The 23,329-nt window shown below is 71.6% G+C and carries 37 protein-coding genes; 32 read left to right on the top strand and 5 right to left on the bottom strand.

Features of this window, described 5'->3' with window-relative positions:
- Nucleotides 1-264: 264 nt before the first annotated feature.
- From QOZ89_RS01875 to QOZ89_RS01835, 9 genes are all read left to right on the top strand, one after another.
- Nucleotides 265-774 (top strand): hypothetical protein, encoded by a 510-nt coding sequence (locus tag QOZ89_RS01875; RefSeq protein ID WP_312622822.1) that lies wholly within the window; start codon nt 265-267, stop codon nt 772-774.
- A gap of 16 nt (nt 775-790) precedes the next feature.
- A complete protein-coding gene (locus tag QOZ89_RS01870) occupies nt 791-1,102 on the top strand; it encodes a hypothetical protein (RefSeq protein ID WP_312622821.1) in 312 nt (103 codons plus the stop codon).
- Nucleotides 1,099-1,329, top strand: a complete 231-nt coding sequence (locus tag QOZ89_RS01865; RefSeq protein WP_312622820.1) for a hypothetical protein — start codon at nt 1,099-1,101, stop codon at nt 1,327-1,329. Before QOZ89_RS01870 ends, QOZ89_RS01865 begins: the two co-directional genes overlap by 4 nt.
- Nucleotides 1,330-1,739: 410 nt before the next feature.
- A complete protein-coding gene (locus QOZ89_RS01860; RefSeq protein WP_312622819.1) occupies nt 1,740-2,330 on the top strand; it encodes a hypothetical protein in 591 nt (196 codons plus the stop codon).
- A 40-nt stretch (nt 2,331-2,370) separates the two neighbouring features.
- Nucleotides 2,371-2,769, top strand: a complete 399-nt coding sequence (locus QOZ89_RS01855; protein ID WP_312622818.1) for a hypothetical protein — start codon at nt 2,371-2,373, stop codon at nt 2,767-2,769.
- A 50-nt stretch (nt 2,770-2,819) separates the two neighbouring features.
- Nucleotides 2,820-3,440: a hypothetical protein gene (locus QOZ89_RS01850; protein ID WP_312622817.1), complete on the top strand. Its 621-nt coding sequence runs from the start codon at nt 2,820-2,822 to the stop codon at nt 3,438-3,440.
- A 62-nt stretch (nt 3,441-3,502) separates the two neighbouring features.
- Nucleotides 3,503-4,507, top strand: coding sequence for a hypothetical protein (locus tag QOZ89_RS01845; protein ID WP_312622816.1), 1,005 nt, complete (start codon nt 3,503-3,505; stop codon nt 4,505-4,507).
- Nucleotides 4,508-4,720: 213 nt separating this feature from the next.
- Nucleotides 4,721-5,287, top strand: coding sequence for a recombinase family protein (locus QOZ89_RS01840; RefSeq protein ID WP_312622815.1), 567 nt, complete (start codon nt 4,721-4,723; stop codon nt 5,285-5,287).
- Nucleotides 5,288-5,396: 109 nt separating this feature from the next.
- On the top strand, nt 5,397-5,873 hold the full coding sequence (locus tag QOZ89_RS01835) for a hypothetical protein (RefSeq protein ID WP_312622814.1): 477 nt from the start codon (nt 5,397-5,399) through the stop codon (nt 5,871-5,873).
- Here QOZ89_RS01835 and QOZ89_RS01830 read toward each other — a convergent pair whose 3' ends face one another.
- Together QOZ89_RS01830 and QOZ89_RS01825 are read right to left on the bottom strand one after the other, a co-directional pair.
- Nucleotides 5,874-6,419, bottom strand: coding sequence for a hypothetical protein (locus QOZ89_RS01830; RefSeq protein WP_312622813.1), 546 nt, complete (start codon nt 6,417-6,419; stop codon nt 5,874-5,876). It abuts the gene before it with no gap.
- Between the two features lie 17 nt (nt 6,420-6,436).
- The gene (locus QOZ89_RS01825) at nt 6,437-7,264 is read right to left on the bottom strand and encodes a hypothetical protein (protein WP_312622812.1); all 828 of its coding nucleotides are present in this window, start codon (nt 7,262-7,264) and stop codon (nt 6,437-6,439) included.
- A gap of 240 nt (nt 7,265-7,504) precedes the next feature.
- Between QOZ89_RS01825 and QOZ89_RS01820 the strand changes: the two genes are divergently transcribed.
- Genes QOZ89_RS01820 through QOZ89_RS01810 form a run of 3 tightly spaced genes read left to right on the top strand, consistent with a single transcriptional unit; the run spans nt 7,505 to nt 11,032 of the window.
- Nucleotides 7,505-8,002, top strand: a complete 498-nt coding sequence (locus QOZ89_RS01820; RefSeq protein WP_312622811.1) for a hypothetical protein — start codon at nt 7,505-7,507, stop codon at nt 8,000-8,002.
- Between the two features lies 1 nt (nt 8,003).
- Nucleotides 8,004-10,886 carry a phage tail tape measure protein gene (locus tag QOZ89_RS01815; RefSeq protein WP_312622810.1) on the top strand — a complete coding sequence of 961 codons (2,883 nt, stop codon included), beginning with the start codon at nt 8,004-8,006 and terminating at the stop codon, nt 10,884-10,886.
- On the top strand, nt 10,886-11,032 hold the full coding sequence (locus tag QOZ89_RS01810) for a hypothetical protein (RefSeq protein WP_312622808.1): 147 nt from the start codon (nt 10,886-10,888) through the stop codon (nt 11,030-11,032). The genes QOZ89_RS01815 and QOZ89_RS01810 overlap by 1 nt, the downstream gene beginning before the upstream one ends.
- Here QOZ89_RS01810 and QOZ89_RS01805 read toward each other — a convergent pair.
- Nucleotides 11,016-11,780, bottom strand: coding sequence for a GntR family transcriptional regulator (locus QOZ89_RS01805; protein WP_312622807.1), 765 nt, complete (start codon nt 11,778-11,780; stop codon nt 11,016-11,018). The two genes, QOZ89_RS01810 and QOZ89_RS01805, sit on opposite strands and share 17 nt — an antisense overlap.
- Before the next feature lie 122 nt (nt 11,781-11,902).
- On the opposite strand from QOZ89_RS01805, the gene QOZ89_RS01800 reads away from it, so the two are divergent.
- From QOZ89_RS01800 to QOZ89_RS01730, 15 genes are all read left to right on the top strand, one after another.
- Nucleotides 11,903-12,136 (top strand): MerR family transcriptional regulator, encoded by a 234-nt coding sequence (locus QOZ89_RS01800; RefSeq protein WP_312622806.1) that lies wholly within the window; start codon nt 11,903-11,905, stop codon nt 12,134-12,136.
- A gap of 90 nt (nt 12,137-12,226) precedes the next feature.
- Entirely contained in the window at nt 12,227-12,652 is a 426-nt protein-coding gene (locus QOZ89_RS01795; protein WP_312622805.1) for a hypothetical protein, read from the top strand.
- Nucleotides 12,649-12,855, top strand: a complete 207-nt coding sequence (locus tag QOZ89_RS01790; protein ID WP_312622804.1) for a hypothetical protein — start codon at nt 12,649-12,651, stop codon at nt 12,853-12,855. The genes QOZ89_RS01795 and QOZ89_RS01790 overlap by 4 nt, the downstream gene beginning before the upstream one ends.
- Nucleotides 12,852-13,208, top strand: coding sequence for a hypothetical protein (locus QOZ89_RS01785; protein ID WP_312622803.1), 357 nt, complete (start codon nt 12,852-12,854; stop codon nt 13,206-13,208). The genes QOZ89_RS01790 and QOZ89_RS01785 overlap by 4 nt, the downstream gene beginning before the upstream one ends.
- Nucleotides 13,205-13,504, top strand: a complete 300-nt coding sequence (locus QOZ89_RS01780; RefSeq protein ID WP_312622802.1) for a hypothetical protein — start codon at nt 13,205-13,207, stop codon at nt 13,502-13,504. Before QOZ89_RS01785 ends, QOZ89_RS01780 begins: the two co-directional genes overlap by 4 nt.
- Nucleotides 13,501-13,746 (top strand): hypothetical protein, encoded by a 246-nt coding sequence (locus tag QOZ89_RS01775; RefSeq protein ID WP_312622801.1) that lies wholly within the window; start codon nt 13,501-13,503, stop codon nt 13,744-13,746. The genes QOZ89_RS01780 and QOZ89_RS01775 overlap by 4 nt, the downstream gene beginning before the upstream one ends.
- Nucleotides 13,743-14,657, top strand: a complete 915-nt coding sequence (locus QOZ89_RS01770) for an RNA polymerase sigma factor (RefSeq protein WP_312622800.1) — start codon at nt 13,743-13,745, stop codon at nt 14,655-14,657. The genes QOZ89_RS01775 and QOZ89_RS01770 overlap by 4 nt, the downstream gene beginning before the upstream one ends.
- Nucleotides 14,658-14,692: 35 nt before the next feature.
- Nucleotides 14,693-15,454, top strand: coding sequence for a hypothetical protein (locus QOZ89_RS01765; RefSeq protein WP_312622799.1), 762 nt, complete (start codon nt 14,693-14,695; stop codon nt 15,452-15,454).
- Complete coding sequence (locus QOZ89_RS01760; RefSeq protein WP_312622798.1) at nt 15,451-15,672, top strand: hypothetical protein; 222 nt, start codon at nt 15,451-15,453, stop codon at nt 15,670-15,672. Before QOZ89_RS01765 ends, QOZ89_RS01760 begins: the two co-directional genes overlap by 4 nt.
- Nucleotides 15,666-17,828: a cell division protein FtsK gene (locus QOZ89_RS01755; RefSeq protein WP_312622797.1), complete on the top strand. Its 2,163-nt coding sequence runs from the start codon at nt 15,666-15,668 to the stop codon at nt 17,826-17,828. Before QOZ89_RS01760 ends, QOZ89_RS01755 begins: the two co-directional genes overlap by 7 nt.
- 189 nt (nt 17,829-18,017) lie before the next feature.
- Complete coding sequence (locus QOZ89_RS01750) at nt 18,018-18,251, top strand: hypothetical protein (protein ID WP_312622796.1); 234 nt, start codon at nt 18,018-18,020, stop codon at nt 18,249-18,251.
- A 6-nt stretch (nt 18,252-18,257) separates the two neighbouring features.
- Nucleotides 18,258-18,479, top strand: a complete 222-nt coding sequence (locus tag QOZ89_RS01745; RefSeq protein ID WP_312622795.1) for a hypothetical protein — start codon at nt 18,258-18,260, stop codon at nt 18,477-18,479.
- A gap of 55 nt (nt 18,480-18,534) precedes the next feature.
- Entirely contained in the window at nt 18,535-18,957 is a 423-nt protein-coding gene (locus QOZ89_RS01740) for a hypothetical protein (protein ID WP_312622794.1), read from the top strand.
- Between the two features lie 18 nt (nt 18,958-18,975).
- A complete protein-coding gene (locus QOZ89_RS01735) occupies nt 18,976-19,161 on the top strand; it encodes a hypothetical protein (RefSeq protein ID WP_312622792.1) in 186 nt (61 codons plus the stop codon).
- Entirely contained in the window at nt 19,158-19,340 is a 183-nt protein-coding gene (locus QOZ89_RS01730) for a hypothetical protein (RefSeq protein ID WP_312622791.1), read from the top strand. Before QOZ89_RS01735 ends, QOZ89_RS01730 begins: the two co-directional genes overlap by 4 nt.
- Before the next feature lie 31 nt (nt 19,341-19,371).
- Here QOZ89_RS01730 and QOZ89_RS01725 read toward each other — a convergent pair whose 3' ends face one another.
- A complete protein-coding gene (locus QOZ89_RS01725; protein ID WP_312622790.1) occupies nt 19,372-19,596 on the bottom strand; it encodes a hypothetical protein in 225 nt (74 codons plus the stop codon).
- A gap of 191 nt (nt 19,597-19,787) precedes the next feature.
- On the opposite strand from QOZ89_RS01725, the gene QOZ89_RS01720 reads away from it, so the two are divergent.
- Together QOZ89_RS01720 and QOZ89_RS01715 are read left to right on the top strand one after the other, a co-directional pair.
- Nucleotides 19,788-20,144: a hypothetical protein gene (locus QOZ89_RS01720; RefSeq protein ID WP_312622789.1), complete on the top strand. Its 357-nt coding sequence runs from the start codon at nt 19,788-19,790 to the stop codon at nt 20,142-20,144.
- A gap of 85 nt (nt 20,145-20,229) precedes the next feature.
- Nucleotides 20,230-20,433 (top strand): hypothetical protein, encoded by a 204-nt coding sequence (locus QOZ89_RS01715; protein ID WP_312622788.1) that lies wholly within the window; start codon nt 20,230-20,232, stop codon nt 20,431-20,433.
- 365 nt (nt 20,434-20,798) lie between these two features.
- On the opposite strand, the gene QOZ89_RS01710 is transcribed toward QOZ89_RS01715, so the two are convergent.
- Nucleotides 20,799-21,026 carry a helix-turn-helix transcriptional regulator gene (locus QOZ89_RS01710; RefSeq protein ID WP_312622787.1) on the bottom strand — a complete coding sequence of 76 codons (228 nt, stop codon included), beginning with the start codon at nt 21,024-21,026 and terminating at the stop codon, nt 20,799-20,801.
- Nucleotides 21,027-21,141: 115 nt separating this feature from the next.
- Here QOZ89_RS01710 and QOZ89_RS01705 point away from each other — a divergent pair, with 115 nt between their 5' ends.
- The 3 genes from QOZ89_RS01705 (at nt 21,142) to QOZ89_RS01695 (ending at nt 23,230) form a co-directional block, all read left to right on the top strand.
- Nucleotides 21,142-21,633, top strand: a complete 492-nt coding sequence (locus tag QOZ89_RS01705; RefSeq protein ID WP_312622786.1) for a DUF6011 domain-containing protein — start codon at nt 21,142-21,144, stop codon at nt 21,631-21,633.
- Between the two features lie 104 nt (nt 21,634-21,737).
- Entirely contained in the window at nt 21,738-22,346 is a 609-nt protein-coding gene (locus QOZ89_RS01700; RefSeq protein WP_312622785.1) for a hypothetical protein, read from the top strand.
- Nucleotides 22,347-22,588: 242 nt separating this feature from the next.
- Nucleotides 22,589-23,230: an Rv1352/Rv1906c domain-containing protein gene (locus QOZ89_RS01695; RefSeq protein WP_312622784.1), complete on the top strand. Its 642-nt coding sequence runs from the start codon at nt 22,589-22,591 to the stop codon at nt 23,228-23,230.
- Nucleotides 23,231-23,329: the final 99 nt, after the last annotated feature.

Genomic DNA, 23,329 nt, shown 5'->3' with positions numbered 1-23,329 from the left:
GCCCCGTGGTGTCCGCCTGGTGTCCGCCGCGCTCGTGCTGGTGGTGCGGCAAGCCGGCCGACCCGAAGATCGGCCCTCCGCTGGGCTGGTGCTCGACCCGCCACCACGAGGCCGGCCGCCGCGAGCTCCGACGCCGAGCCGCCGCGCGATCTCGCGGCGAGCTGGTCGGGAGGTCGGCGTGAGCGCCCCGACGGCCGCGGCGCGCGGACCGCCAGCGGGCGCGCTATCCGACCGACCCGACCCCGCCACCCGAGAGGACCGGTCATGACGACCGAGACCATCACCTACACGGACCCCCGACTGCACGGCCTGGAGCCGGGCAGCGAGCTCTACCGCCGCGCCGAGCGGGCGCTGGACGCCTACGACAAGAAGACCAGCGATACCCGGATCATCGAGTGCCTCGACGCCTGGGGAGACAACTCGCTGATCTCCGTGGAGGTCGCGCCGTTCACCGCCGACGGCCGGACTCACTACGGCATCTACAACCCCCGGCCGATCAGCGACGTCGCACGCGACTACCTGGGCCTGGTCGACAAGTGGTGGGAGGCCGTCGAGACGCTTGCCCGCGACCTGGCCGACGGGAACCCGGCCCTGCCTGACGCGCTCAACCCGCTGGTGTCCCGGGAAGCCGGCGCCGCTCTCGATGCCCGAAACCGGGTCCTGATCTCGTGGGCGCGACTCACTCTCGGCGCCGCTGGTCCGACCCCGGCGAACCTCGGCGGCTACGTCGAGGCCGGCGGCGTCGCGGTCCACCTCGCCGACCTGCCGCTCTGACGATCGGAGGAACCACGTGACCGACACCGCCGCCACCGGCGCCCCCCTGTCATTCGCCCTGGCCCGCGGCGGCCGGGGCCGCGTCGTCGAGGCCAGCGCCGCGGCGCAACGCCTGCTCGACGTCTACGTCGGCACCGGCCAGCGCCGTGCGCAGGTCGCGCTCGACCGCGCCCGTCCGTCCGGCGGCGGCGCGTACGTCGTCGAGTGGGAACGCATCTTCGGGTCGCGCCTTGGTCCCGACCTCCACCTCGAGCGCGTCGGTGCCACACCGGACGGGCCGACCTATCGGCTCCGGCTGGCCACCGAGGATGCCGAGGCCACCTCGTGACCGCCGAGCCGGCCACCGCGCCCTGGTCCGGCCCGCGCTCTCCGGCCTGGTGGGCGTGCCCGACCTGCCTGGTCGAGGCCGTCCCTGACCGACTGGGTGCCCTGGCCATCCGGCACGCGGCGGCGTGCCCCGCCTCGCCCGCCACTCGTGCCCGCGTGCGCGAGGTCCTGGCCGTCGACCGGGCTGCATGGCAGGCCGAGGCAGGCATCCGGGCGGTGGGGCGGTGAGCGGCAGTCCGACGGCGCGGCCGGTCCGACGGCCCGAACGGCCGCCAGTCGTCGCCCGCGCGATCGCCCGTACTGACGCCCGGATCGGCCGGCTCGCCGGGAAGATCCGGCGCGAGACCGCCAGCTCGGCTGCGGGACTGAAGGCGGCGCCGACCGAAGCCATGGCGCCCTGGGACGGCCTGCGATCCCCCGACGCATACGCGTGTCCGAACTGCCAACGCGAGGCCCGGCCCGACCGGAGCGGCGCCCTCGCCGTGATCCACGAATGGACGTGTCCCACGCGGCGGGGGCCGCGGTGACGGCCGAAACGGCGGCGTCATCGAGGGCCTGGAGTGAAGTTCTAAAAAATCTTGGGTCATCCGCGATCACTATGGCCGGGCCCCCATCCGGCGACGACAGGACTGATCAACATGTCTCCTGACCAGCGGAGATCGCCGATCGGTGGGTGGGCGACCAGGATCTCGGACAAGGTGTGGCGGACCCTGCGACGCAAACGCCTGCTTGCCTGCAAGCACATCGCCGATGCGGCGATCGGCGCCGGCCTCGACGCCGACCTGGCCGAGCTCGCCGGCGAGGACGGCGGCACCGGGGTCGCGCTCGTGCCGACGCCGGTGCTCTGCGCCTCACACACCTCCGAGATCCGCTGCCCGGACTGCCACGAGGCACACGCCGCGGCGACCCACAACCCGCTCGCAACGCGCTGCCACATGTGCAACGCGCTGCCAGCCCTGGTCCGCCGTCACCTGGACGTACACATCGTCGGTCCCGTGCGGGTCTGGCACGCCGATGTGAGTGCCCAGCTCGGCGGGGCGCTGCGCCTCGACGGAGCGCTCCATCTGTGCGACCGCTGCACGCCGATGTTCCCGCAGGCCGGGCTCCAGCCGATCGTCATCGACCCGTTCCCCGACCCGGCCCGGTGGCCGTGGCCGGGAGCGTTGTGGTCCTCGCCGGCGGCACTCCCGCCACCCTGGCCGCCGCCACCTCCGCCCCGGAAGGACTGAGCCCGATGCGTCTCACCCCGACCCGAAGGAAGACACCCCGATGACCGCCCGCCCCGCCCCGCTGCTGCCTCACCTCGACCCGGCGACGCCCCTCGCCTTCGGCCTGCGATACGGCGGCCAGGGTGTCGTGACCGAGATGTCGGCCGGCGGCGCCGACCTGCTATCCCGCCTGCCTCAGAAGCTTGTGCGCGAGGCTGTCGCCGGCGCCACCGCCTATGACGTGGTGCCCTCGGACTACCTGGTCCACGTCAATTTCAACGGGCCGTGGCCGCAGGCCGACCTGGTGCTCCGCCCACTCGGCGACGGCGCCTACCGGGCCGAGCTTCCCGGCGAGCGCCCCGCCTTCGACGTGTCCATCGCCCTCGGCGCCGACCCGGCCGAGGTTGCCCGCCAGCTGCGTGCCCTCGCAAAGGCCATTACCGCGGAGGCGGCCCTGTGAAGCTCCGTCGCGGCCTACCTGTCACCAACTCGACCCCTCCGGAGGATCTTGTGACCGCCCACCTCGTTGTCGACCCGCGCCTCGCCGGCCTGCCCGCCGAGCTCGCGGCCGAGGCCGCCCCGCTGCTCGCCGACCACGCGGGGCGCGTCGCGGAGTGGTCGGCCGTGCTGCTGCCCGCCGGCGGCATCACCGCCGATCGGTTCGAGGTGCAGGACGGCTCTCGGCCGGTCCGCTGGGAAACCTGCGGCCACCTGCTCGACCTCGCCCGCCAATGGGCCGACGACGCCGCCACCACGGTGGCCGAGCTGGTACGTCTGGCCGACGGGGCGCTCGACGGGGCGGCCCGCGTCCTGCTCACCCTTGCCGGGGAGCTGCTGTCCGCCCCGCACCGTGCCCGCGTCGCAGTGCTCGCCGCCTACATCGCGCCACACATGGTCGACCCGGCCCTGGCTTACGGCACCCGGGTGGCCGAGGACGGCACCACATCCGTTGCCGGCGTTCCGGTACTACTGACCGGGGCAGCCGTCGCCGCTGCGCCATGGGCGGATCCGCGGGTGACCCTGTCGATCGGGCAGGGCTCCGACCCGACCGCCGTCGCCGCCGAGCTGCGCAGGCTTGCGGACGCGGTCGCGACGTCCGGCGAGTACCCGGCCGCGGTGAGCCACCGGTGAGCGCCGGCCGCGCCTCGCGGGGTGGATCATTGAAACCACCGTCGATCACTCCGGGAGACCCGATGCCCCCGACTCGCCTTGCGATCCGTTCGCGGATCACCTACCTGGACTCCACCGTCCACACCATCCTGGCCGAGCGGGATCGTCGGCAGACTCATGCCGCTGACCTGCGTCAGCGGATGGCCACCTACCGGGCCGCCTCGGCTAGGCGTGCCCCCGTTGGCGCGCTGACGGCCGCCGCGGCCCCGATCGAGCCGCCCGCGGCATGGTTCGCCAATCCTGGCTTGAGGGCGCCGACGCCACTGACCGTCACTGCCGAGGGACGTGTCTACGGGCATTTGGCGGCATGGGACACCTGCCACACCGGGATGTCGGGGCGCTGCGTCACCCCGCCCCGCTCGACGTCGAGCTACTCGCAGTTCCGTACAGGCGCGGTGCTTACCGCCGAGGGGACGGAGGTCCCCGTGGGCCACCTCACCGCGGGCACCGGGCACGCTCCCGTCGAGGCGAGCATCCCGGTCGGTGACGTCGTCTCGCACTACGACCACACCGGCTACGTCGTGGCCGACGTTGCCGCCGGCGAGGACGAGGTCGGAATCTGGTTGGCCGGCGCCCTGCGGCCGGACGCGTCGCCGGAGCAGATCCGGACGCTGCGCGCCTCGCCGCTGTCGGGCGACTGGCGGGCGCTGGGCGGCAAGCTGGAGCTCGTCGCCGCCCTCGCGGTCAACACGCCGGGGTTCCCGATTCCCCGCCAGCTCGTCGCGCACGGAGCTCCCGTCGCCCTCATCGCCCCCGGGCCGCGGCGGGCGACCGGCGCGGGGATGGCGGCGACCCGGCCGATACTGACGGCCGCCACCATGCGGGCCCGCATCGATGCGGGCCGCCGCGCCGTGGGCGACCCCGAGGGCAACGCCCGGCTGGCCGACATGCACGTCCGGCTCGCGCACATCGCCCTCGATCGGGGAGATGCGGCCCGTGCGACGCACTCGGCCCTGAAGGCAATGAACTGGCGACACGACCCTGCGCGAGCAGTCCGCGCCGCTTCCAACCGGGCGGGTACCCGGTGAGCGCCGAGGACGCGTCCTGGGACGGGGTCGTGCACTTCGCGGTTTACGCGGATCTCCCGGTATGAGCGTGGCGAGGCCGCCGTGGTGACCATGTCCGTAGAGGGCCGGTTACGGACATGGTCAACAACCACCCCGCTGGGTGCCAATACGGCGTCCTAAAACGTTGTCCGATGTCCCATCTACGGGATGACCGTTATGGGACATGATCGGGTCATGGTAGACCTCGGCTACGCCCGTGTCAGTACCGGCGAGCAGAACCACGACCTCCAAGTCCGCGCGCTCACCGACGCGGGCTGCGCCCGGATCTTCGAAGACACCGCGTCTGGGTCGACGACCACCCGGCCCAAGCTCGACAAGATGCTCGAGTACGCCCGCGCGGGCGATGTCATCGTGGTGTGGAAGCTCGACCGGCTCGGCCGCAGCCTGCGCCACCTCATCGACGTCATCAGCGGCCTGGAGGAACGCGGCGTCGGGTTCCGGTCGCTGACCGACGGCATCGACACCTCCACCCCGGCCGGGCGGCTCTGCTTCCACGTCTTCGGTGCGCTCGCCGAGTTTGAGCGCGACCTCATCCGCGAGCGGACCCGCGCGGGCCTCGATGCGGCCCGCGACCGCGGCTCCCAACTCGGCCGCAAGCCGGCGCTCACCGCGGAGCAGAAGGCCCATGCCCGGCGCATGGTCGCCGCGGGCACGACCGTCTCCGAGGCCGCCCGCATCCTCAATTGCCCACGCCAGTCGGTGTACCGGGCGCTCGACGAGGTGGTGGCTGCGGCGACGTGAGCGGCGAACGCCGAGCCGCCCCTGGCTGGCCTACCCATCGCTGTCCGACTCGGCACCATCCCGTGGCGAATAGGCTCCGGTCGTCCGACTTGCCGGATCGGGGGGACTCGTGACCGACCTGTTCGCGGAAGTTCTCGAAGACTTGGACGACGCGTGGATGCGACTCGTCCGCGCTCCGTCGGAGCGGTTGCAGCACCGCGCGATGCGCGAGGCACTCGGGCACCTCTACTCACTGCGCGAGTACCTCAGGGAGAGCGAGGGAGCGCAGAACTACTACCGGCGGGCCGCAGCCGACCCGGATGGCGTGGTGCTCGAAGGTCTCGCCCTTATTCGCGGAGTGCTCGTCCATGATCTGGTCCGCCCGATCGGCCCAGTGCTAGGCGACATCGTGGCGGACATCGTCACGGAGATGGTCGGCACCTTGGTGTGGCGAACACGCGACGAGATGAGGCCACTTCCCGTGAAGTTGACCGAGTCGGCGACCAACCCGGACCGGAACGCGCGGATCAAGGCGTACGACGACCACGTAGCTGGACGGGCCGTGGTCGACACTCTGAACGACGCCCGCCGATTTCTGGGCCCATAGTCAGTCCCACGGAACGAGCGGCGTACCTGCCGGGTGCTCGTAGGACCCCTCGTGGAGCCGGCCGCGCTCGTCGCGGTACCAACACAGGCCCGCATCGTCTACGAAGGTGACGATCACGGGAATGTCTGGCAATGGGTTCGGCGGGGGCGATCCGAAGAACCTGTTATAGGCGACAGGGGCGCGCCCGCTGTCGTGTGCGCCGATCGCCACGACCGGGCATCGGGCGTGCTCTCCTAGGCACCCGTCAAGACAGGGGATGACCGTAGCGTCGTAGATCGGGGCGCCGCTTGCGTTGATCACTGCAGCTACCAGTTCCGTCGGGTAGTGAGTACCAGCCTTTTCCCATGCCGTGTAGGCGACAACCTGTGCTGCCTGCGCACGGCGGGCGGCACTTTCAAGTACCAGCCGTTCGGTCGCAATCCGGCGCTGTTCACGCCGGATGTCACGTTGCTGGACGGCGACGTAGACCAGGCTCGCGAGCGCGAGGATCGAGGCGATGGTTGTGGCGATTGCGGACACACCGTCAGGTTCGAGCCATTTGTGCACCCGCCGGTCCTACCAGGTCAGCTCGCGGGCTTCCGGTAGGCGCGCAGGATCTCGGCGGCACGCTCCAGCGCGTCGGCGTCGCCCTTCGTCGGGGCGTACTTCAGCACCTTGTCGATCGTGGCCGCGATGCGTAGGAGCGCCGGTTCGCCCTCTACCGAGCTTCTCCGGCCCGCGAACATGCCATCCGGCGTCTGTGCGCGCCGTTGTCCATCGCCGATCGGCGGCAGATCGCTCAAGATCCGGTAGGTGCGCGCGAGGGTCCTGAAGTCCGCCCCCGCGAACCATGGCAGGTGCTGCTCGAGTTCCGCAATGACCGGGATCAGCGCTGGTGGCGGACCGCCACCGACGGGCAGCGTGTCCTCGCCCGCCTCGTCGCCCGCGGCTTCCTCCAACCGCCGGAGGCGGGTGCGGATCGCCCGCTCTGTCCGCCCGTGGATCTCCGACAGCTTCGTCTCCCCGACGGAGGCCTCGACCCCGGCGAGCAATGCCGCGTCCTCCTCGTCGGTCCACAGTTCATACGCCCGGACGTCGGCCATGTGCCAATCCAGCGCGGTGATCTCACCCGTTGGCGTCTCGACCTCTTCGCCAACCTTGCGCAGCGTCAGCGCGCCATCGGTGACGTCGGCACCGTCGGCCACGACATGGACGCTCTGCCCGTCAGTCGTGGTCACGCGCACACGAAGCTCGGGCCGCGGACTTGCCTCGGGGGTTCTGGTCATGAGGACGGTCAGCGGGTCGACGCCGGTGATGCCGATCGGACGCCACCCCTGTGCGCCGAGCTCGTCGAGCCGCTGCTCCATCTCGTCGGGCCGGGCCGTGACCACGCGGTGCTCATAGCGCTTCACAGCGTGATTCTCGGCGACCGTGCCGAAGCGAACAGGAGATTCGGCGTATCCGGTGCCGCCGGACTATGGAGGCTGATCTAACTGGGATAAAATCAGATCACCACACGGCGCTGGTGACGTAGTCATCCAGTAAGGAAAGCCAGGGTCGCAGGCGTAGCCGGACCTTGACGCGCAAGCGGGCAGGCGTAGCCGCCGCGAGCGAGCCGATCCATTCGGCATGCTCGCGAAAGGCCCTCGCTCGTGGCCCTCACCCTTCTCGGCGCCCCGCCGGACGTCGCGTCCCGCATAGCCGCCGCCGACGACATCGGCGGCCTCTACGGCCCCGGCCAGCGGCTGGAGTTCCACTGGCCGACGCCGGACGGCGGCGCGTACCTCTTCTTCGGATGGACCGCCGGTGCCGCCGAGTTCGGCGAGCAGATCGACCGCGAGGCGAAGGCGCGCCGGCTGACCGTGGCCGACCTGACCGCCGCGATCAGCCCGCACGTCACGCGCCACCAGCATGGCCACGCGACGGTGAACGCCGCCGCGCTCGCGCCGGTCCTGGCCTCGGTGCGCACCGACCTCCGCGCCAGTCGCGCCTGGCGCCGGGTCGCTCGCGCGCAGATCCCCGACGCCGACGAGCGGGCGAATCCCGGCTGGCGGCTGAGCCTCGGTCCGACCTGGACTGAGCTGTGGTGCGCCCGGACCAACGAGCTGATCGCCGAAGCGGTCGCCGCGGCCGAGGCAGAGGGCCGCTGACATGGCTGTCAACGTCCTCGGGTCTGCCTACGTGCGGATCGTCCCGCAGATGGATGCAGGCTGGGCCCGGCTCGGCGACCAGGTCGCCCGCGGTCTCGGCCCGGCCGTGGATGCGGCGCTCCGCCTGCAGGTCAACATCGATGCGGTTGGTACCGCGGCTCGCCGTGCGGCTGGTGACGTCGACCGGATCGGCGACGCGGCCCGCGGCGGCGGTGAGGGTGCTGGCGAGCTGGAGCGCCGGCTCGCTGCCGCTGAAGAGGCCGCGCGGCAGGCGGGCGACGAAGCGGAGGAACTGCGCCGCCAGCTGGCCAGCGCCGGCGGTGGTGACGTCGCGGACCTCGCGCGTCGCCTCGGTGAGGCTGAAGAGGCGACGCGGCGCGCGGCTGCCGAGGCCGAGGACCTGCGCCGCCGCCTGGACGATGCCGGTGAGGCGGGCCGTCGCGGGGCCGATGAGACGGCCCGTGGCTGGCGGGGGGCGCTCGACGGGATCGGGTCGGGTGTCAAGGTCGCGTCCGCGGCGATCGGTGCCGCCACCGGTGCTGCCCTCGCGGCCGGCGTGCAAAGCTCGCTGTCCGCTGGCGGTGACAATGCGAAATTGGCCGCTCAGCTCGGCCTGGACCCGACGGCCGCGGCGAGTGCCGGGAAGATCGCGGGCTCGATCTACAGCAACAACTGGGGCGACAGCCTGGGAACGGTGAACACCGCGATCCGCGGCGTCTACACCAACATCGGCGAGGGGAATGCCACCTGGCTAAAGGACACCAGCCAGAAGGCCGTCGCCATCGGAGATATTTTCGAGACGGACGTCGGCGGGGTGACGGCGAGCGTCGGCCAGTTGATAAAGACAGGACTTGTCGACAACGCCGACCAGGCTTTCGACGTCATCACGCGCGGCTTTCAGTCCGGGGTGGACAAGAGCGGCGATTTCTTGGACACGCTGAATGAGTACAGCGTTCAGTGGTCCAAGTTCGGGCTCGACGCCAAGACCGCGACGGGCCTGCTGTCCCAGGGCCTACAGGCCGGCGCGCGCGATTCGGACCTCGTCGCCGACGCGATCAAGGAATTCTCGATCCGGGCTATCGACGGCAGCACCACGACGGCCGCCGGCTTCAAGGCGATCGGCCTGGACGCCGGCGCGATGGCCGCCGAGATCGGCAAGGGCGGCACAGCCGCCACCGGGGCGCTCGACCTCACCCTCGACCGGCTGCGCGGGATCAAGGACCCAGTCGCCCAGGCCGCCGCTGCGACCGCCCTCTTCGGAACCCAAGCTGAAGATTTGGGCGCCGCACTGTTCGCCCTGGACCCGTCCGAGGCGGTGTCCGCGCTTGGCCAGGTCGAGGGTGCGACGACGGACGCGATGGCCACCATCAGCGCCTCGCCCGCGTCAGCGCTCGAAACATTCAAACGTAATTTCCAGATGAAGCTGACCGAGGTCGGCGGAATCATCGTGAAATGGGCCACGGCCCATCAGAGCTTCGTGCAACCGCTTCTCATCGGCCTCGGCGCGCTCGCGGCGGTAATCGTGACAGTGCGCATCGCAATGGCGGCATGGACGGCTGCACAGGTCGCGTGGCGTGTGGCGACAACCATCGCGACCGGCGTGCAATGGGCATTCAACGCGGCTATGTCAGCCAACCCCATAGGGCTGATCATTATCGGTGTGCTCGCGTTGGTCGCGGGCATTGTGCTGTTGTACCGCAACTCGGAGACCGCTCGCGCGATCATCCAAGGCGCCTTCAACGGCATCAAGGTCGCGGCGATGGTCGTCTACGACTTCTTCACCGGCCATTGGGGTCAGGTCGGCGCGGTCCTGTCGTGGCCGTTCGTGCAGGCCTGGGGCCTCATCCAGTCTGGCTTCAGCCTGGTGACCGGCGCGGCCTCGGCGGTGATCGGCTGGGTGCGGAGCAACTGGCCGCTGCTGCTTGGGATCTTGACCGGCCCGATCGGCCTCGCCGTCGTCATGATCGTCAAGCACTGGTCTGACATCCAGGCCGCCGGCGTCGCCGTCCTCAATTGGATCATCAGCCTCCCGGGCATGATCGTCTCGACGCTCGCCTCCGTGGGTCAGTTCCTGGCCGCACCCTTCGTGTTCGGCTTTCAGCTCGTCTCCGGCTGGGTCGAGACCGGCGTCGGCTGGTTCCTCGCCCTGCCCGGCCGCGTCGGCTCGGCGATCGTCTCCATCGCGCAGGTGCTGCTCGCGCCCTACGTCATCGGGTTCAACCTCGTCTCCGGCGCGGTGACGACCGCCGTCGGGTGGTTCGTTGCGCTCCCAGGGCGCGTCGGCTCCGCCCTGGCCTCCATCGGCTCGACCCTGGCGTCACCCTTCGTAACCGGATGGTCCGCCGTGTCTGGCGGCATAACGACCGCCGTGGGGTGGTTTGTCGGGATTCCAGGGCGCCTCGGCACCGCGCTGGTCGGCGTGGCCGGCGCCATCGTCGGACCCTTCAAGTCCGCGTTCAACTCCATCGCCAGCCTGTGGAACCGCTCGATCGGCAAGATCGGCGTCAGTATCCCGAGCTGGGTGCCCGGCATCGGTGGCAACAGCTTCTCCGTCCCCGACATCCCGCTACTCGCCCACGGCGGTCTCATCACCTCGGCCGGCTGGACCGTCGTCGGCGACGCCGGACCCGAGCTGATGTGGCAGGGCCGCGGCGCTGCCGTCGCCCCGCTGCCACCCTCGCTCGACCTGTCCGCCTCGCGGTCCCGGGCGCTCGCGGCGGCCGGCGCCGGGGGCCGCGGCGCGGCGACGATCAACCTGCATCAGGAGGTCGACGCCCGCGGCGCCACCGACCCGGCCGCGATCGAGGCCGCCGTCCGCAGGGCGAACAACGAGATGCTCGCCGACCTCGCCCGCCTCCTCGACTCCGGCGTGGAGGCCTACTGATGGCGACCGCCACCCTGCGGCCCAACGCGACGACCGCGACCAGTTGGACCGTGACCGGCGGACCATCTGCCGTGCACGCCGCGCTCGCCGATGACGAGGACGGTACCTACGCAGCCGGACCCGAGGGTCTTACTCAACCGGGATGACGAACTCGAGCTCGTAGCGATCGGCTGGCACCGTGATGTCGGCCGTCTCGACGGCCTGGTCGCCGGCGTAGTGAGTGCGCTCGATCTGCTGCACCCACACGCCCTCGGGGATGTCGAGCTGGCGCCGTTCTTCCTCGGTGGCTGGCCGCGCCCGGACGCGCTCGACCACGCGGTCGATGCGGACGTCGATGGTGTCGAAGCGGGCGACCACACCCCGCGAGCCTGGGCCCTCCTCCGGCTCCTCGATAGCCGTGCCGCCGACGATCTCGAACGGCTCCCAGCTCGTAGACGTCTGGATCGGGCGCCCATCGGCGCGGAACAGGTAGTGCGTCCGCATGACGTGCACGCCGACCTCGAGGCCGAGGCGCGCCGCGACATCCTCGCCGGCCCGAATCCGATTGGTCTCGTGGTCCCAGTCCGGTCGCGCGCCCTCCCGCTTGGCATCGCGCGCGAACGGTGACGTCTCGCCTGGCTGGCGCGCGTAGCGGGTCGACGAGCGGGTGGTGAGCGCCGGCCGGCGCCGGACGAACGTCCCCACGGTCGGGATCTTGTCGATGAGCTGCTCGCCGTGCAGCACGTCGAGTGCCTGTCGCACGGTCGGCCGCGAGGCGCCGTAGAGCTTCGTCAGCTTCAGCTCTGACGGCATCTGGGTACCAGGTGCCAGGTCCCCCGAGGTGATCTGTCGTCGCAGGTCATCGGCGATGCGGAGATACGTCGCCGCAGCCTGCCTGTCGCCATCTGGGGTCACGGCTGAAGACGTTACCGACGATCGCCCCCCTCGTCAGTACTGGTCTTTACCGATTGGTCTTGACCAGTCTTAACCAGTGACCTACCGTCAAAGCCGTCACATCCGCCAGGACGGGAGACCAGATGACGAACGAGACCGGGCCGGGGGAGTCGTTCGCGCTCACCACCGGTCAGGCACTCAAGGAACTGGCGGCCAATGGGCTGCCCATCTCGGAGTCCACGCTGATCCGCTGGGCGCGTGCCGAACTGGTCGCCTCGCGGGTCCTGGGGTCCGGTCGTCGCCGATTCCGGCGCTGTGACCTGGTCGCTCTGGCGACCGGCCACGCTCCTACGCCCGGCAATCCCGACGCTGCCTGACCAGCCCAGAAACGAAACAGGCCCGCCCGGAGCTGCGAACTCCGAGACGGGCCCTCGAACCGGAACCCCTGACCGACAGGAGCCCGATCCGTGACCAACAGCATCCCACCCGACCCGTTCGCCCAGCTCGCCGACGTGGCCGACTCACCTGCGGCCCGTATGGCCGCCGACCTCCTCGACCTGAACGCCGCGGTCGCCAACCTGGAGGATGCCGCGACCATCTCGGTGGCGTCGCTCGCAGACCGGTTCGCCGCCGAGCAGAAGGCCCAAGGCGCCCGACTCGCGGCGGCCGACGTGTCCGCCGACCTGAACGCCCGCAAGGCCGCTCGCGCCGCAGGAACCTCGTACGACCCGGACGACGTCGAGTCCCATTTCGACCGCCTGCGCGCCCTGGTCGACGACGAGGAGGCACCGCTGGCCGACCGACTGGCCGCCGACCACCAGCTCGACGGATACGACATGGCGGCGGGCTACCTGCAGGCCGCGCTACGTGCCCGGATCGGGGGCGCGGCATGAGTCGCCGAGTCCTGGCCGCCCACCTGCGCGCTATGGCTGACAGCCACGACGCGGCGATCATCGACGCCGACCTGACGATCCGCGACGGCGACACCCTGCCCGAGGCAACGCTCGACGAACTGTGGGACTACAGGGGATCGCTCATCGGCTCGTGGCGCCGGCTACGCGACGAGGGCGACCACCTCGCCGGGGGCGCGGCATGAGCGCCGTCACGCTGACCGCCGCCGACCGGTACGCCGCGCGGGCGATGCTCGCCCACCACGGCGACCCGGCCAGTCGGCAGTCGTTTGCGTTCGGCCTGATGGCCGCCACGATCGAGTCGGTCCTGATGGGCGCCTATTCGCAGAGCACCGTCACGGCCAGCCTGCGCCGCGCGCTTGCGGTGGCGGCCGTGGTCGACGAGATCCCCGACCGCCGCACCGTCCTGGCCGCCCAGCTGGCGCAGGCCGACCGGTACGCCGCGACCAGCACGACCGTGCCCGACTGGTGGGCGAGTCAGGCCGCCAAGCTGCGTGCCCAGCTGGCCGCGCTCGACGCCGCCGGGGGTGCCGTATGAGCACCAGCTCCGTGCCCGTCCCGGCGGCCGACCCGCTCGCCCGAGCGGGGGCGGCCCTGCGCGCGATGGAGAACGACGACCGGCCGGACTACCTGGCGGGCCAGGACGACGCCGTCGGCTGGCTGCAGGGGCAGCTTGAGCGGCTGTACTCGCCCGAGCCGCCGACCCGCGACGAGTTCACGGCCTGGTTGGCCCCGCGCGGCCAGGAATACCGGGAAGCGGTCGGCGACCTGTTCGGCATCCTCGCGCAGCTGCTCGCCGAGCTGCGGGCGGCGATTCCAGGGGGTGCGCGATGACCGCATCCGCCATCCAGCACGCCCAGCGCTTCGCCCCCGGCGCCGCGGTCGAGTGGACCGACGTCAACGGCGGCACGCGCACTGGTGTCGTCGTGCCCGAGACGGGCGGCATGGGCGACTTCCAGATCGGCCCGCCCGGCGGGCCCGTGCGGTACTTCGCGCTCGTCCTGCGGGACGGCGCGGAGGACACCGAGTACGCCGACAAGGCCGACCTTCGTCTCATCGCAGGAGGTGCCCGATGACGACGCCCACGATCACGACCGCGGGTGCGCCCGACGATGACCCACGCGGCTTCGACCTGATCGACATGCCGATCCCCGAGGCGGCGGATGTCGCTTCGCCGCCGGAGGGCACCGAGGACGAGGTGCTGGCCGTGTGGTCGGCACTGCGCGACCCGGACGCATACGGCGAGCTCTACCGCCGGTACGGCCACAACGTCGCGGCCCACCTGCGCCGCCGGGTATGGGACCGCGACCTGGACGAGGTTGACGACCTGACCCAGGAAGTCTTCACCAGCGCGCTGGAGTTGCTCCAGGCCGGCATGTTCCCTCAGGGAGCGTTCCGCAATTGGTTGTACGGCCACGTCGTCGCCGTCGTCCTGACCCGATACATCGTCAGCCGCTGGGCTGACGGGAGGGCGCTCGCAGGCATGACGGCGGCGCTACTCCTTCCGGCGCCGCACGCCGCCGACGGGCCGGTTCTGTCGGAACGCCTACGCGCGGCTCTCGACTCCCTCTCGCCGCGGCGGCGCCAGGTCCTGGAGCTGCGCTGCATCGAGGGACAGTCGGCCGCCGCGACAGCGCACATCATCGGCATGCGCGAGGGCAGCGTCGGGCCGCTGCTCTCGAAGGCCGCTCGCGACATGTACAAGATGCTGGCCGGTGCGGACAAGCCCCGCAGGCCGCCATGGAAGTCGATGGAGGAACTGCTCCCGGTCGCGCTGGAGGTCGCTGCCACGGCGCTCGCCGCCGGGACGCCATGGAACTACTCCGTCCTGACGCACGGCTTCAAGGCGCGAGGTATCCCCCTGGGGGCGGGGCGCCGGACGGAGCTTGACCGGCAGGTCCGGGCCGCGATGCCGCAGCTCGGCCCCGCCCGCCGCGGCCGTCCAGGCGGCCTTGCCTGCCTACGCCCGCCCGGCGGTGCCCGATGAGCCGGCGCGAGGACTCTCCCGAAGGAGAACGCCCGATGACCCCCGACCGCCCGCGCCGCAAGGGCCGCGCCGAGCGGTTCGCCCGCCGCGCCCTACCGTTCGTGCTCGGCGCCGGGGCGTTCGCCGTCGCCGGTGTCCACACCACCGCCGTCGCGCAGTGGGCCGGACAGCCCCTGTGGGCCGCGATTGTCATCACCGGCACCGGCGAGGCCATGGCGATCGCCGCCGTCCTCGAAGTCCGCCACCGCCGGCGCACCGGCGGCGGACTGTTCTGGCCGGTGCTGGTCACCATCGCCGCGTTCGGTTTCTCAGCGGCGTGCAACCTGACTGCCGCCCTGGTCCACGGCGACAACGGCCACCTGGTCGGCCACCCCGGGGCGTGGCGCCCAGTGATGGCGGTCTGGCCGGTAGTCGCGTTCGCGCTCGTAACCCTGATGAAGGCGACGGGCGGGCATGGCGACGATGAGGCCGAGCCCGTCGCCGTCCCCGCGGCCCGTACGGACCCGGCGAACGCCACCACTGGCGACACGGCCGACGGGCCCGCTGAGGTGCCCGGCGAACCGGCTACCAAGGCGGCGAAAATCGCCACCCGTCGTCGCCGCCGGCAGGCGCGGCCGAAGCGTGGCACCGGCCGCCACGAAGTCGCCAAGGCCTACGCGGCGATCCCCACCGACGACGGCCGGTCGATGCGCCAGCTGGCTGCCGACATCGCCACCACCACCGGGCTGACCGCGCCCACCGTCCGGAAATACCTCGGCGAAATCGCCACCGACAGCGCGGCGGGGGTGGCGGCATGACGTCGATCCGGATGGACCTGGGGCGGCTGCCCTGGCCGGTCGCGCTGGGCCTGGTCCTGCTCGCCGGGGTGGTGTTGGCATTGCGGGTCGCGGGGCTCGCCGTGTGCCTGATCGTCGACGGGTTCATGCGGCTCGAGCTGGCGGTGTCGGCTGCGGCCGGCATCGCCCCCCTGGGCGGCTCGAGCTGGCCGCTGGACGCGACCGGAGGGTCATGGTGACCGAGACGTCGAGCGAGGTGGACGGGCTGTCCGGTGTCGTTGTACCCGGGCCGTGGATGCCGACCACGCCGGCTCCCGCTCCGGCCGCCGAACTGGTCCCGACGCCCGCGCCGGCTCCCGCTCCGACGCGCGCTCGTCGCCAGGTCGCGCTGGTCTCCGATCCGCTGCGGGCGCCGGCGTGGACCCGCGACGGGACGGTCGCCAAGGCGCACGCCGCCTACGGCGTCCGGGTTGCCGGCCGGGTTGCCGCCCGCGGACCGCTGCGGACCGTCGGGGCCGTGCTGCGGGGCACGTGGCGGTCGGGTCGCTGGTGGTGGCGATGGGTCAATGCTGGCGACCTGGCCGACGAGCTGCGCGACGAGAACAGCGGGAAGCTCGGCCGGGAGGTGTTCGTCGTCCGCGAGCACCGAAAAGTGCGGTGGTACATCACCGGTGGGGCGCTGGCGACCACCGGCATCGGCGAGACGATCGGCGCGTACATGGCGGGCGACATCGTGCCGATCGTGTCCGGCGCGGTCCTCGCCGGCGCGCTGGCCATCGGCGGCCGGCGCCGCCCGGACCCGGCCCGTCCCAGCATGCTCGACGGCATCGAGCGGGACGTCCGCCTGGAGCTCGCGCCCGAGCACCTCAACGCCGCGTTCCGCGCGGCCGGGCTGCTCAAGCCGGACGCCAGCCTGATCCTGCGAAGCCTGGTCGCCCGAGACCGGCAGGGCCGCGGCTGGCAGACCATCTTCGACCTGCCACTGGGCGGCGGGAAGACAGCGGCCCACGCGATCGCGAAGCGGGACGTCATCGCCGCCGAGCTGGGCGTCGACGAGATCCAGCTCATCATGACCCGCATCCGCGCCGGCGACGGCGGCAACGGCAAGCGGCTGGCGTTCTGGGTGTGTGACGACGACCCGTACCTCGGCAAGCCGAAGATCTCCCCGCTCGTCGACCTGGAGGTGTTCGACTTCTGGGGCGCGGTGCCGTTCGGCCGCGACGCCCGCGCAGACCGGATCGAGATCGGCCTGCTGTGGCAATCGGCGTTCTTCGGCGGCCTACCCCGCCGCGGCAAGACGTTCTCGATGCGGCTGCTCGTCGCCGCCGCGGTGCTCGACCCGTGGTGCCGCATCTACCTCGCCGACGGGAAGGGCGGCGCCGACTTCCGCCCAGGTGCCGGGGTCTTTCATCGTTACGTCCAGGGTGCCGACGAGGCCGACCTCGAAGCGTTCGAGGCGATGCTCGACGAGCTGATCTCCGAGATGTCGCGCCGGTTCGCCGTATTCGCGAGCCTGCCCACGTCGATGTGCCCGGAGGGCAAGCTCACCCCAGCCATCATGCGGAAGTACAACCTGCCGCTGATCCCCGTCGTGATCGACGAGCTGCAGGAATACTTCGAGGCGCTGGAGACCGAGCAGGACCGCAAGCGGATCATCGGGAAGCTCGCGCGGATCGCCCGGCGCGGCCCTGCGGCCGGGTTCATCCCGATCTACGCCAGCCAGCGGCCCGACGCCAAGTCGGTGCCAACGAAGCTCCGCGAGATCGTGACCTTCCGGTACTCCACGCAGGTCACCGACAAGACCAGCTCCGACATGGTCTTGGGCGACGGGAAGGCCGCGGCCGGCGCGGATGCCTCCATGCTGTCCGAGGACCACATCGGCGTCGGCGTGCTCGTCACCGGGCCGGCATCCTTCGTCACGGTCAAGGCCGACCTCCTCGACAACCCCGCCTTCGAGGTGGTCTGCCAGCGCGGCCGGAAGCTCCGGATCGACGCCGGCACGCTGACCGGGCAGGCCACCGGCGACATCGGCACCGTCGCGGCCGAGGTCGGCTACGTGATCCCCCAGATCATCGGCGACGTCATGGAGGCGTTCGGCTCCCGTACCCGGATCTGGACCGAAGACCTCCTCGCCGCCCTGGTGAACCTCGACGAGGACACCTATGGCCACTGGGACGGAACCACGCTGGCCGACGACCTCGAGGCCGCGGGCGTGAAGCGGACCATGAAACAGGTCAAGATCGACGGGGTCAACCGGGCGGGCTACCTGCTCCGCGACGTCGAGGGCGCGATCCCGCCGGAAGTCCTCGCCGCCCGACCGGTAGAGGGGCCCTCCGCTACCCGTCCCGCCTCGCCGAGGTCGGCAACGGTCACCGCCACCGACGACCCCATGTAGACATCCCCCTCTACGGCCGTAGACGGCCCGGTAGTGCCCGCTGACCTGCGAGGTAGCGGCCGTAGAGGGGGGCCCGCCCATCGCCCACCGACGCGCCAAGACGCCCCTGTGAGCCCTTCGGGGACCGGGCCGCGCCTCCCTCCCCAACCCACAACCACTACCCACAGTCACATCCGATTGGAGATCGTCATGAGCGTCTGGAACAACGAGAACAAGCAGACCGACCCGAAGGGCCGCACCGACCCGTGGGGCGAGCCGCTGACCAAGGCCGACGGACGCGTCCGTGACCTGCGCGAGTCCGGCTACAAGGGATGGGTCGAGTGGAAGGTCGGCGACCGCGTCTCCGACACCGAGGTCGACGCCAAGGTGGGCAAGGGCTTCTCCGCCCAGCTGCGCGCCACCCACCGCCGCGCCGAGGACTGAGCGGCCATGCGTCTGCCGAAGATCGGCAAGTCCCGGCCGGTGTCGGCCGCCGAGGACGAGGCGGCGCGGGCGCGCGGCGCCCGGACCCTCGCGGACGTCGAGATCCGAAACCTCGTCGAGCACATCGGCGGCTGCCACGGCCGGCGGTGCCGCGGCGGCTGCATCGATCGCACGCGGCGGCGGTGGGCCGCGGCCGGGTGGACCGACGAGCAGAAGGCGGACCGGTGAGGGTCGCGGCGCTGATGGGGGCATCGCTGCGGCTCAACCGTTACGGCGGTGCCCGGTGAGCTGGCTACGCCCGGCCGACCCGGACCACCGGCGAATCGTCGCCGTCCACGAGGCCGGCCACGTCACCGCCGGCCGGCAGTACAGCCGCGGCGGCGTCTTCCTCGGCACCACCTTCCACGCCACGGTGACCGAGACCAAGCATCACTGGCGCGGGATGACCACCGCTACCCGCCGCACCTGGAGCGGCACCGACCAGGAGTTCGTCGTCTACCTCCTTGCGGGGGCCGCCGCCGGCCGGCTCATCACCGGCTACCCCGGCCTCGACGGCTCGAACGACATCGCCAACGCCCGGAAAGTGTGCCGCGAGATCGGCATCGACCTGGGCCACGCCGAGGACCTCGCCGCCTCGTTCGCCCGTGCCCACCGCCGCCGCATCGAACAGGCCGCCGACCGGCTCTACCGCGACGGGCGAATCTAGCCCGGAGAGGAGACCGCCATGCCACCCAAGAGACGCACCCAGGGCGACCGCGACGCCGCGGTCAGGGCCGCCCACGAGGACAACGTCGCCAACCAGGCCGACAACGCCGAGCAGTGGGGCGCCGACCTGTCGACGCTGACGCCCGAGCAGCAAGAGCAGGTACGCCTCGCCCGCGAGGCACGAGATGGACGGAGCACGACATGACCATGCACAAGGTCGGCTACTACACCGAACAGGCCCAGGCGGCCGAGCAGCGGGCGGCGAACGAAACGAGCCCGACGATCTCCGCTGCCCTGCGCAGGGAAGCGGAAGAGTGGCGAGACCTCGCGTCGGACGCGCTGACCCACGCCTCGCCGGACCCGGAGACTGACACCCGATCCTGAACCGCCGCACCACTCGGCCCGGCCGGTGGGATCAGCCCTGGTCCCGCCAGTTCGGCCGGTTCGCGTCCAGCCACGTCTCCACGTCGACCCGGCGCCACAGGCGGACCGTGCCATCGGCGCTGACGTACCACGGCGGCGGGAAGCGGTGGTCGCGGGTGATGACGGACGCCCGCTGCTTGGTCACGCCCAGGGCGGCGCGCACCTCGCCGAAGGTGACGAGGTCCTCCGGTCGTACGGGGGCGTCGTCGCTGGCCACGGGCAGGACACTGCGGCACTGCCCGCGTTCGCTGCCCTTGCATCTTGCCCTTGGGCAGCAGGCCTGCCAGAGTGCCCGAGAGATCGCGTGCCGTCACTTGGGCGCGCATAAGAGAAGGCCCGCCCGGTGTGCAACCACCGGAACGGGCCCTGGCTCCCAAAGGGAGCCACGACGCCACGGGAGGGCGCCGTATGGACCCATCATCCCCGTCGGACGGGCAGGCCGCCGAGGCCGCCGAGGTAACCGCCGAGCCCGAGGCCGGCGACAAGCCCGCCGACTGGGACTACCGGACGGACGTCACCCGGGGCGACCTGTGGGACGTCGACGGAGTCCAGGGCATGCGCCGCGCGACCGGCTGGGAGCCGAGGATCACGGTCACCCGTAACGGCGACCGGGTCGAGTTCACCGCGGCGACCGCCGCCACCGCACAGGACGTCATCGACGCCATGTGCGGCGTCCCCGCGCGGGCCCGCCTCGTCGGCAGCGTGACCATCGTGTTCACGCTGTACGGCAGCGGCTTCTACCCGGCCGACGGCGGCCAGCCGTGAGCGCGACCGTCGACGCAGAGCGGGAGGTCGTCGGCCCGTTCTCGGGCGCCAACGCGGTCGACGGCGCGCCGCGGCGGGACGGCCTGTGAGTGCGCCGCAATTCCCCGGCGACCGGGTCACCCTGACCGCACCGGCCGGCGAGACTGCCGGGCAGGCTTCCGCCGCGATGCGCGACCGGCTGCCGGCTGACGCCCGGCTCGTCGAGCCGCTGCGGGCGCGGTTCACGGTGGAGATGTCCGGGTCGGATGTGGCCGGGGACCCATCCCCGCCATCCGGGGAGTGCGCGTGACGGCGCGGCTGCACGTCGTCGGGACGGCCGGGGAGTGCGCCGACGTGCTCGAAATCCTGCGCCAGGCCGCCGACGTACTGCCGGACTCGGACGAGGCACCCGTACCGGCGTGATGAGCCGGCGCCGGCCCGGCGCCCCAGTCCCGCGGGCCCCCCCGCGGGGGCGGCGCCCCCGGGCGGGGGGGGGCCCCCCCCCGCCGCCCCCCCCCCGGCCCGCTAGCCGCGGAGACCCGTCAACCGGGCTGGAAGCCACAGAGGTTCAGCCCGAACCTCTGTGGCCATCACCTTGCCGGCGCCGGCAGAGTGATCGCGCCTCGGCTGGTCTGACGCTTCCCGGAGGCGAGGAGCGTCGGGCGCCGCCGGCGCTCAGCCGCTGCTCCGCCCTGGTGGCCGCCCGCCGCCGACCCCCTGTCCGGGACGCGCTGCGAGCCAGGCCGTGATGGTCGACCGGTGCCACCGTGGCCGGTCCGGAAAGGTGTCGTCATCAGGTTCGGGGAGGGTGCCCGCGGCCTTGTAGTTGCGGAGCGTCCTGACGGAGACGCCCGCGACGGCGGCGGCCTCGGGGTACGCGAGCAGCGGGTCGTCGTCGGTCATTCGGCCATGATGCCACGTCACGAAAGTTGTTCGGGCGTTGTCCGGTTCCGAAACTTCCGTGATGCCATGTCACTATCATTGGTGATGTCGCATCACAGAAGTTCGGGGGACCAAGATGACCACCACCACGACCGCCACCCGCGACCTGTTCGACATCGTCGGCGCCTTCGGCGACGAGACGGACGCGATGGCGGAGCGGTTCGCCGCGGTGGTCGCCGGCGTCGCCCTCGAGGCGGCTCCCGCGGTCACCGAGACCCCCGCCGAGCCGGTCCCGGCTGCCGAGGTCCGCTGTCTGGGCGGCTGTGGCCGGGTTCTCCGGTCCGCCGCCAGCATCGCCCGCGGCTACGGCCGCCGCTGCTGGGAGCGCGCCCACCGCCGCGCCGAGACCCTCGCCGGCTCGTTCTCTGACGACCAGGTCGAGGCCGCCGTCGAGGCCATCGAGGACGGCGCGGTCATCCCAGCCGCCGAGGCCCACGTCTGGCTCGTCGTCTCCTCGCGCGGAGACGAGGTGTACCGGGTCGAGAACGCCGCGGTCTGCGACTGCGAGGCCGGTCAGGCCGGGCGGCAGTGCTGGCACCTCGGAGCGGTCGCGTTGGTGGCGACCTGAGTCACGGTCGGCTACCGGACCGCTCCCCATGGCCGCAGCAAACCGGGCCGGCGTGGGCGATAGGGTGCGGCGCGCATCACATCCGCACGGCAGGGGGAGCACACATGCACCGTCCGCGCACACTCGTCGCCATCGGACTGCTCGCCACCACGCTGGCCGTGGCCGGCTGCTCGACCAGCGACCCCGACGGCAACGGCGCCACCGTCGTCAACCCGTCGGCCGCCACGACGACCGGGGCCGAGAGGGGCGGTGACGGCGGAGCGAAACCCGGCACGCGGGAGAACCCCGTCCCCGCCGGCACGACGGTCAAGATCGGCGACTGGCAGGTCAGCCTCGGCCCGACCGTTCAGAACGCCACCGACCAGGTGAGGGGCGAGAATCAGTTCAACGAGCCGCCGGCCGCCGGCCGCCAGTTCGTGATGGTGCCCGTCACCCTCGTCTACAAGGGCAGCAAGTCAGGAACACCCCTGGTCGACCTGAGCATCAAGTTCCTCGGCTCGGGTGGCAACACCTTCGGCTCCGGCGGTTCGCAGGACGACTACTGCGGCGTCATCCCGAACCCGATAGACAACCTGTCGGAAATGTTCCCTGACGCCACGGCGTCAGGAAACGAGTGCGCCTCCGTCCCATCTGATCAGGTAGCCAGCGGGCTGTGGATCGTGGAGCAGTCGTTCGCCCTGAACGATGACCGGACGTTCTACGCCCTCGCCTGACGGCCGCGTCTGGGGCGCCACGCGGGCTACGGACGTCGACCGCTTCGTGGTCTGACAACGACCTAGCCAGCCCTGCCCTCTCGAATACGGGGGCGGGGCTGGCTCGCGCCTGGCAACGCCACCTTGCCCTGCACGGACGCCGCTGCCACCTTGACCGATCGCACAAGCAAATCGCGCTGCGGCCGTTGATGTCCGGCCTCGCGGCTACTGGGGGACCGGGGGGAAAGATGAGGATTCGGATCATGGCGACCGTCGCGTTAGCGGCGATGCTGGCGGCCTGCGGGGGTGAGTCTGGCGCGGACAACAAGCCAGTAACGCCGACCACGACGACGAGTGCCAGCCCGACGCCAAGACTGGCGCCGACGATCGCCCCAGCCGTGATCGTCAAAAGGCAGTACCCACAGTTCACGTCCGCGGACGACTCGAAGATCGACGAGGTCGGGGCGAACGTCTGCAGGCTGACGCGCAGCAACAACCCGGAACCGTTGATCTCCACCAGCCAGGAGAACTTCCACATGTCCCGGACCGAGGCCGTGGACTTCGTGTACGCGGTCGCCATCGCCTACTGCCCGGAGGTGCCCCGGCCCGATATCGCGCCGCTGCTCAGCACCACACCCACTGCACCGGTCGCGCCGCCCGCACCAGCGACGACCATCACCCCGGGAACCTGGCTGGTCGGCACCAGCATCCAACCGGGCACCTACGAGACCACGACCGCTGGCACCGACGTCCTGGACTCCTGCTACTGGGCGCGGCTGTCCGGCACGTCCGGAGACTCGGGCGAGATCCTCGCGAACGGCAATGTCCAGGGTCACGGCGTCGTGACCATCAAGCCGACCGACGCCGCGTTCCAGACCCGCTGTACGTGGACGAAGCTCGGCTGAGCCGCGAGCTGGCGCCGGGCGCGGGTGACGGGTACCGCGCCCGGCCTGCCCAGGGTGCGCTGTTTTCGGGCGGACGGGGTTCGGGGGGTTGGGCCCCCG

Origin of the sequence: Pseudofrankia coriaricola, assembly GCF_032027725.1 — a bacterium.
Lineage (GTDB): Bacteria > Actinomycetota > Actinomycetes > Frankiales > Frankiaceae > Pseudofrankia.
The sequence above is the reverse complement of the archived record's forward strand: the minus strand, read 5'-3'. Positions and strand labels throughout refer to the sequence as shown.

Bases quoted from the DNA above. Each gene is read 5' to 3' on its own strand.
- QOZ89_RS01745 (WP_312622795.1), top strand. From the start codon at position 18,258: ATGCGTCTGCCGAAGATCGGCAAGTCCCGGCCGGTGTCGGCCGCCGAG.
- QOZ89_RS01810 (WP_312622808.1), top strand. From the start codon at position 10,886: ATGGCGACCGCCACCCTGCGGCCCAACGCGACGACCGCGACCAGTTGG.
- QOZ89_RS01815 (WP_312622810.1), top strand. From the start codon at position 8,004: ATGGCTGTCAACGTCCTCGGGTCTGCCTACGTGCGGATCGTCCCGCAG.
- QOZ89_RS01705 (WP_312622786.1), top strand. From the start codon at position 21,142: ATGACCACCACCACGACCGCCACCCGCGACCTGTTCGACATCGTCGGC.
- QOZ89_RS01800 (WP_312622806.1), top strand. From the start codon at position 11,903: ATGACGAACGAGACCGGGCCGGGGGAGTCGTTCGCGCTCACCACCGGT.
- QOZ89_RS01875 (WP_312622822.1), top strand. From the start codon at position 265: ATGACGACCGAGACCATCACCTACACGGACCCCCGACTGCACGGCCTG.
- QOZ89_RS01845 (WP_312622816.1), top strand. From the start codon at position 3,503: ATGCCCCCGACTCGCCTTGCGATCCGTTCGCGGATCACCTACCTGGAC.
- QOZ89_RS01770 (WP_312622800.1), top strand. From the start codon at position 13,743: ATGACGACGCCCACGATCACGACCGCGGGTGCGCCCGACGATGACCCA.
- QOZ89_RS01765 (WP_312622799.1), top strand. From the start codon at position 14,693: ATGACCCCCGACCGCCCGCGCCGCAAGGGCCGCGCCGAGCGGTTCGCC.
- QOZ89_RS01695 (WP_312622784.1), top strand. From the start codon at position 22,589: ATGGCGACCGTCGCGTTAGCGGCGATGCTGGCGGCCTGCGGGGGTGAG.
- QOZ89_RS01855 (WP_312622818.1), top strand. From the start codon at position 2,371: ATGACCGCCCGCCCCGCCCCGCTGCTGCCTCACCTCGACCCGGCGACG.
- QOZ89_RS01730 (WP_312622791.1), top strand. From the start codon at position 19,158: ATGACCATGCACAAGGTCGGCTACTACACCGAACAGGCCCAGGCGGCC.
- QOZ89_RS01860 (WP_312622819.1), top strand. From the start codon at position 1,740: ATGTCTCCTGACCAGCGGAGATCGCCGATCGGTGGGTGGGCGACCAGG.
- QOZ89_RS01735 (WP_312622792.1), top strand. From the start codon at position 18,976: ATGCCACCCAAGAGACGCACCCAGGGCGACCGCGACGCCGCGGTCAGG.
- QOZ89_RS01710 (WP_312622787.1), bottom strand. From the start codon at position 21,026: ATGACCGACGACGACCCGCTGCTCGCGTACCCCGAGGCCGCCGCCGTC.
- QOZ89_RS01790 (WP_312622804.1), top strand. From the start codon at position 12,649: ATGAGTCGCCGAGTCCTGGCCGCCCACCTGCGCGCTATGGCTGACAGC.
- QOZ89_RS01720 (WP_312622789.1), top strand. From the start codon at position 19,788: ATGGACCCATCATCCCCGTCGGACGGGCAGGCCGCCGAGGCCGCCGAG.
- QOZ89_RS01755 (WP_312622797.1), top strand. From the start codon at position 15,666: ATGGTGACCGAGACGTCGAGCGAGGTGGACGGGCTGTCCGGTGTCGTT.
- QOZ89_RS01700 (WP_312622785.1), top strand. From the start codon at position 21,738: ATGCACCGTCCGCGCACACTCGTCGCCATCGGACTGCTCGCCACCACG.
- QOZ89_RS01785 (WP_312622803.1), top strand. From the start codon at position 12,852: ATGAGCGCCGTCACGCTGACCGCCGCCGACCGGTACGCCGCGCGGGCG.
- QOZ89_RS01775 (WP_312622801.1), top strand. From the start codon at position 13,501: ATGACCGCATCCGCCATCCAGCACGCCCAGCGCTTCGCCCCCGGCGCC.
- QOZ89_RS01760 (WP_312622798.1), top strand. From the start codon at position 15,451: ATGACGTCGATCCGGATGGACCTGGGGCGGCTGCCCTGGCCGGTCGCG.
- QOZ89_RS01780 (WP_312622802.1), top strand. From the start codon at position 13,205: ATGAGCACCAGCTCCGTGCCCGTCCCGGCGGCCGACCCGCTCGCCCGA.
- QOZ89_RS01840 (WP_312622815.1), top strand. From the start codon at position 4,721: ATGGTAGACCTCGGCTACGCCCGTGTCAGTACCGGCGAGCAGAACCAC.
- QOZ89_RS01750 (WP_312622796.1), top strand. From the start codon at position 18,018: ATGAGCGTCTGGAACAACGAGAACAAGCAGACCGACCCGAAGGGCCGC.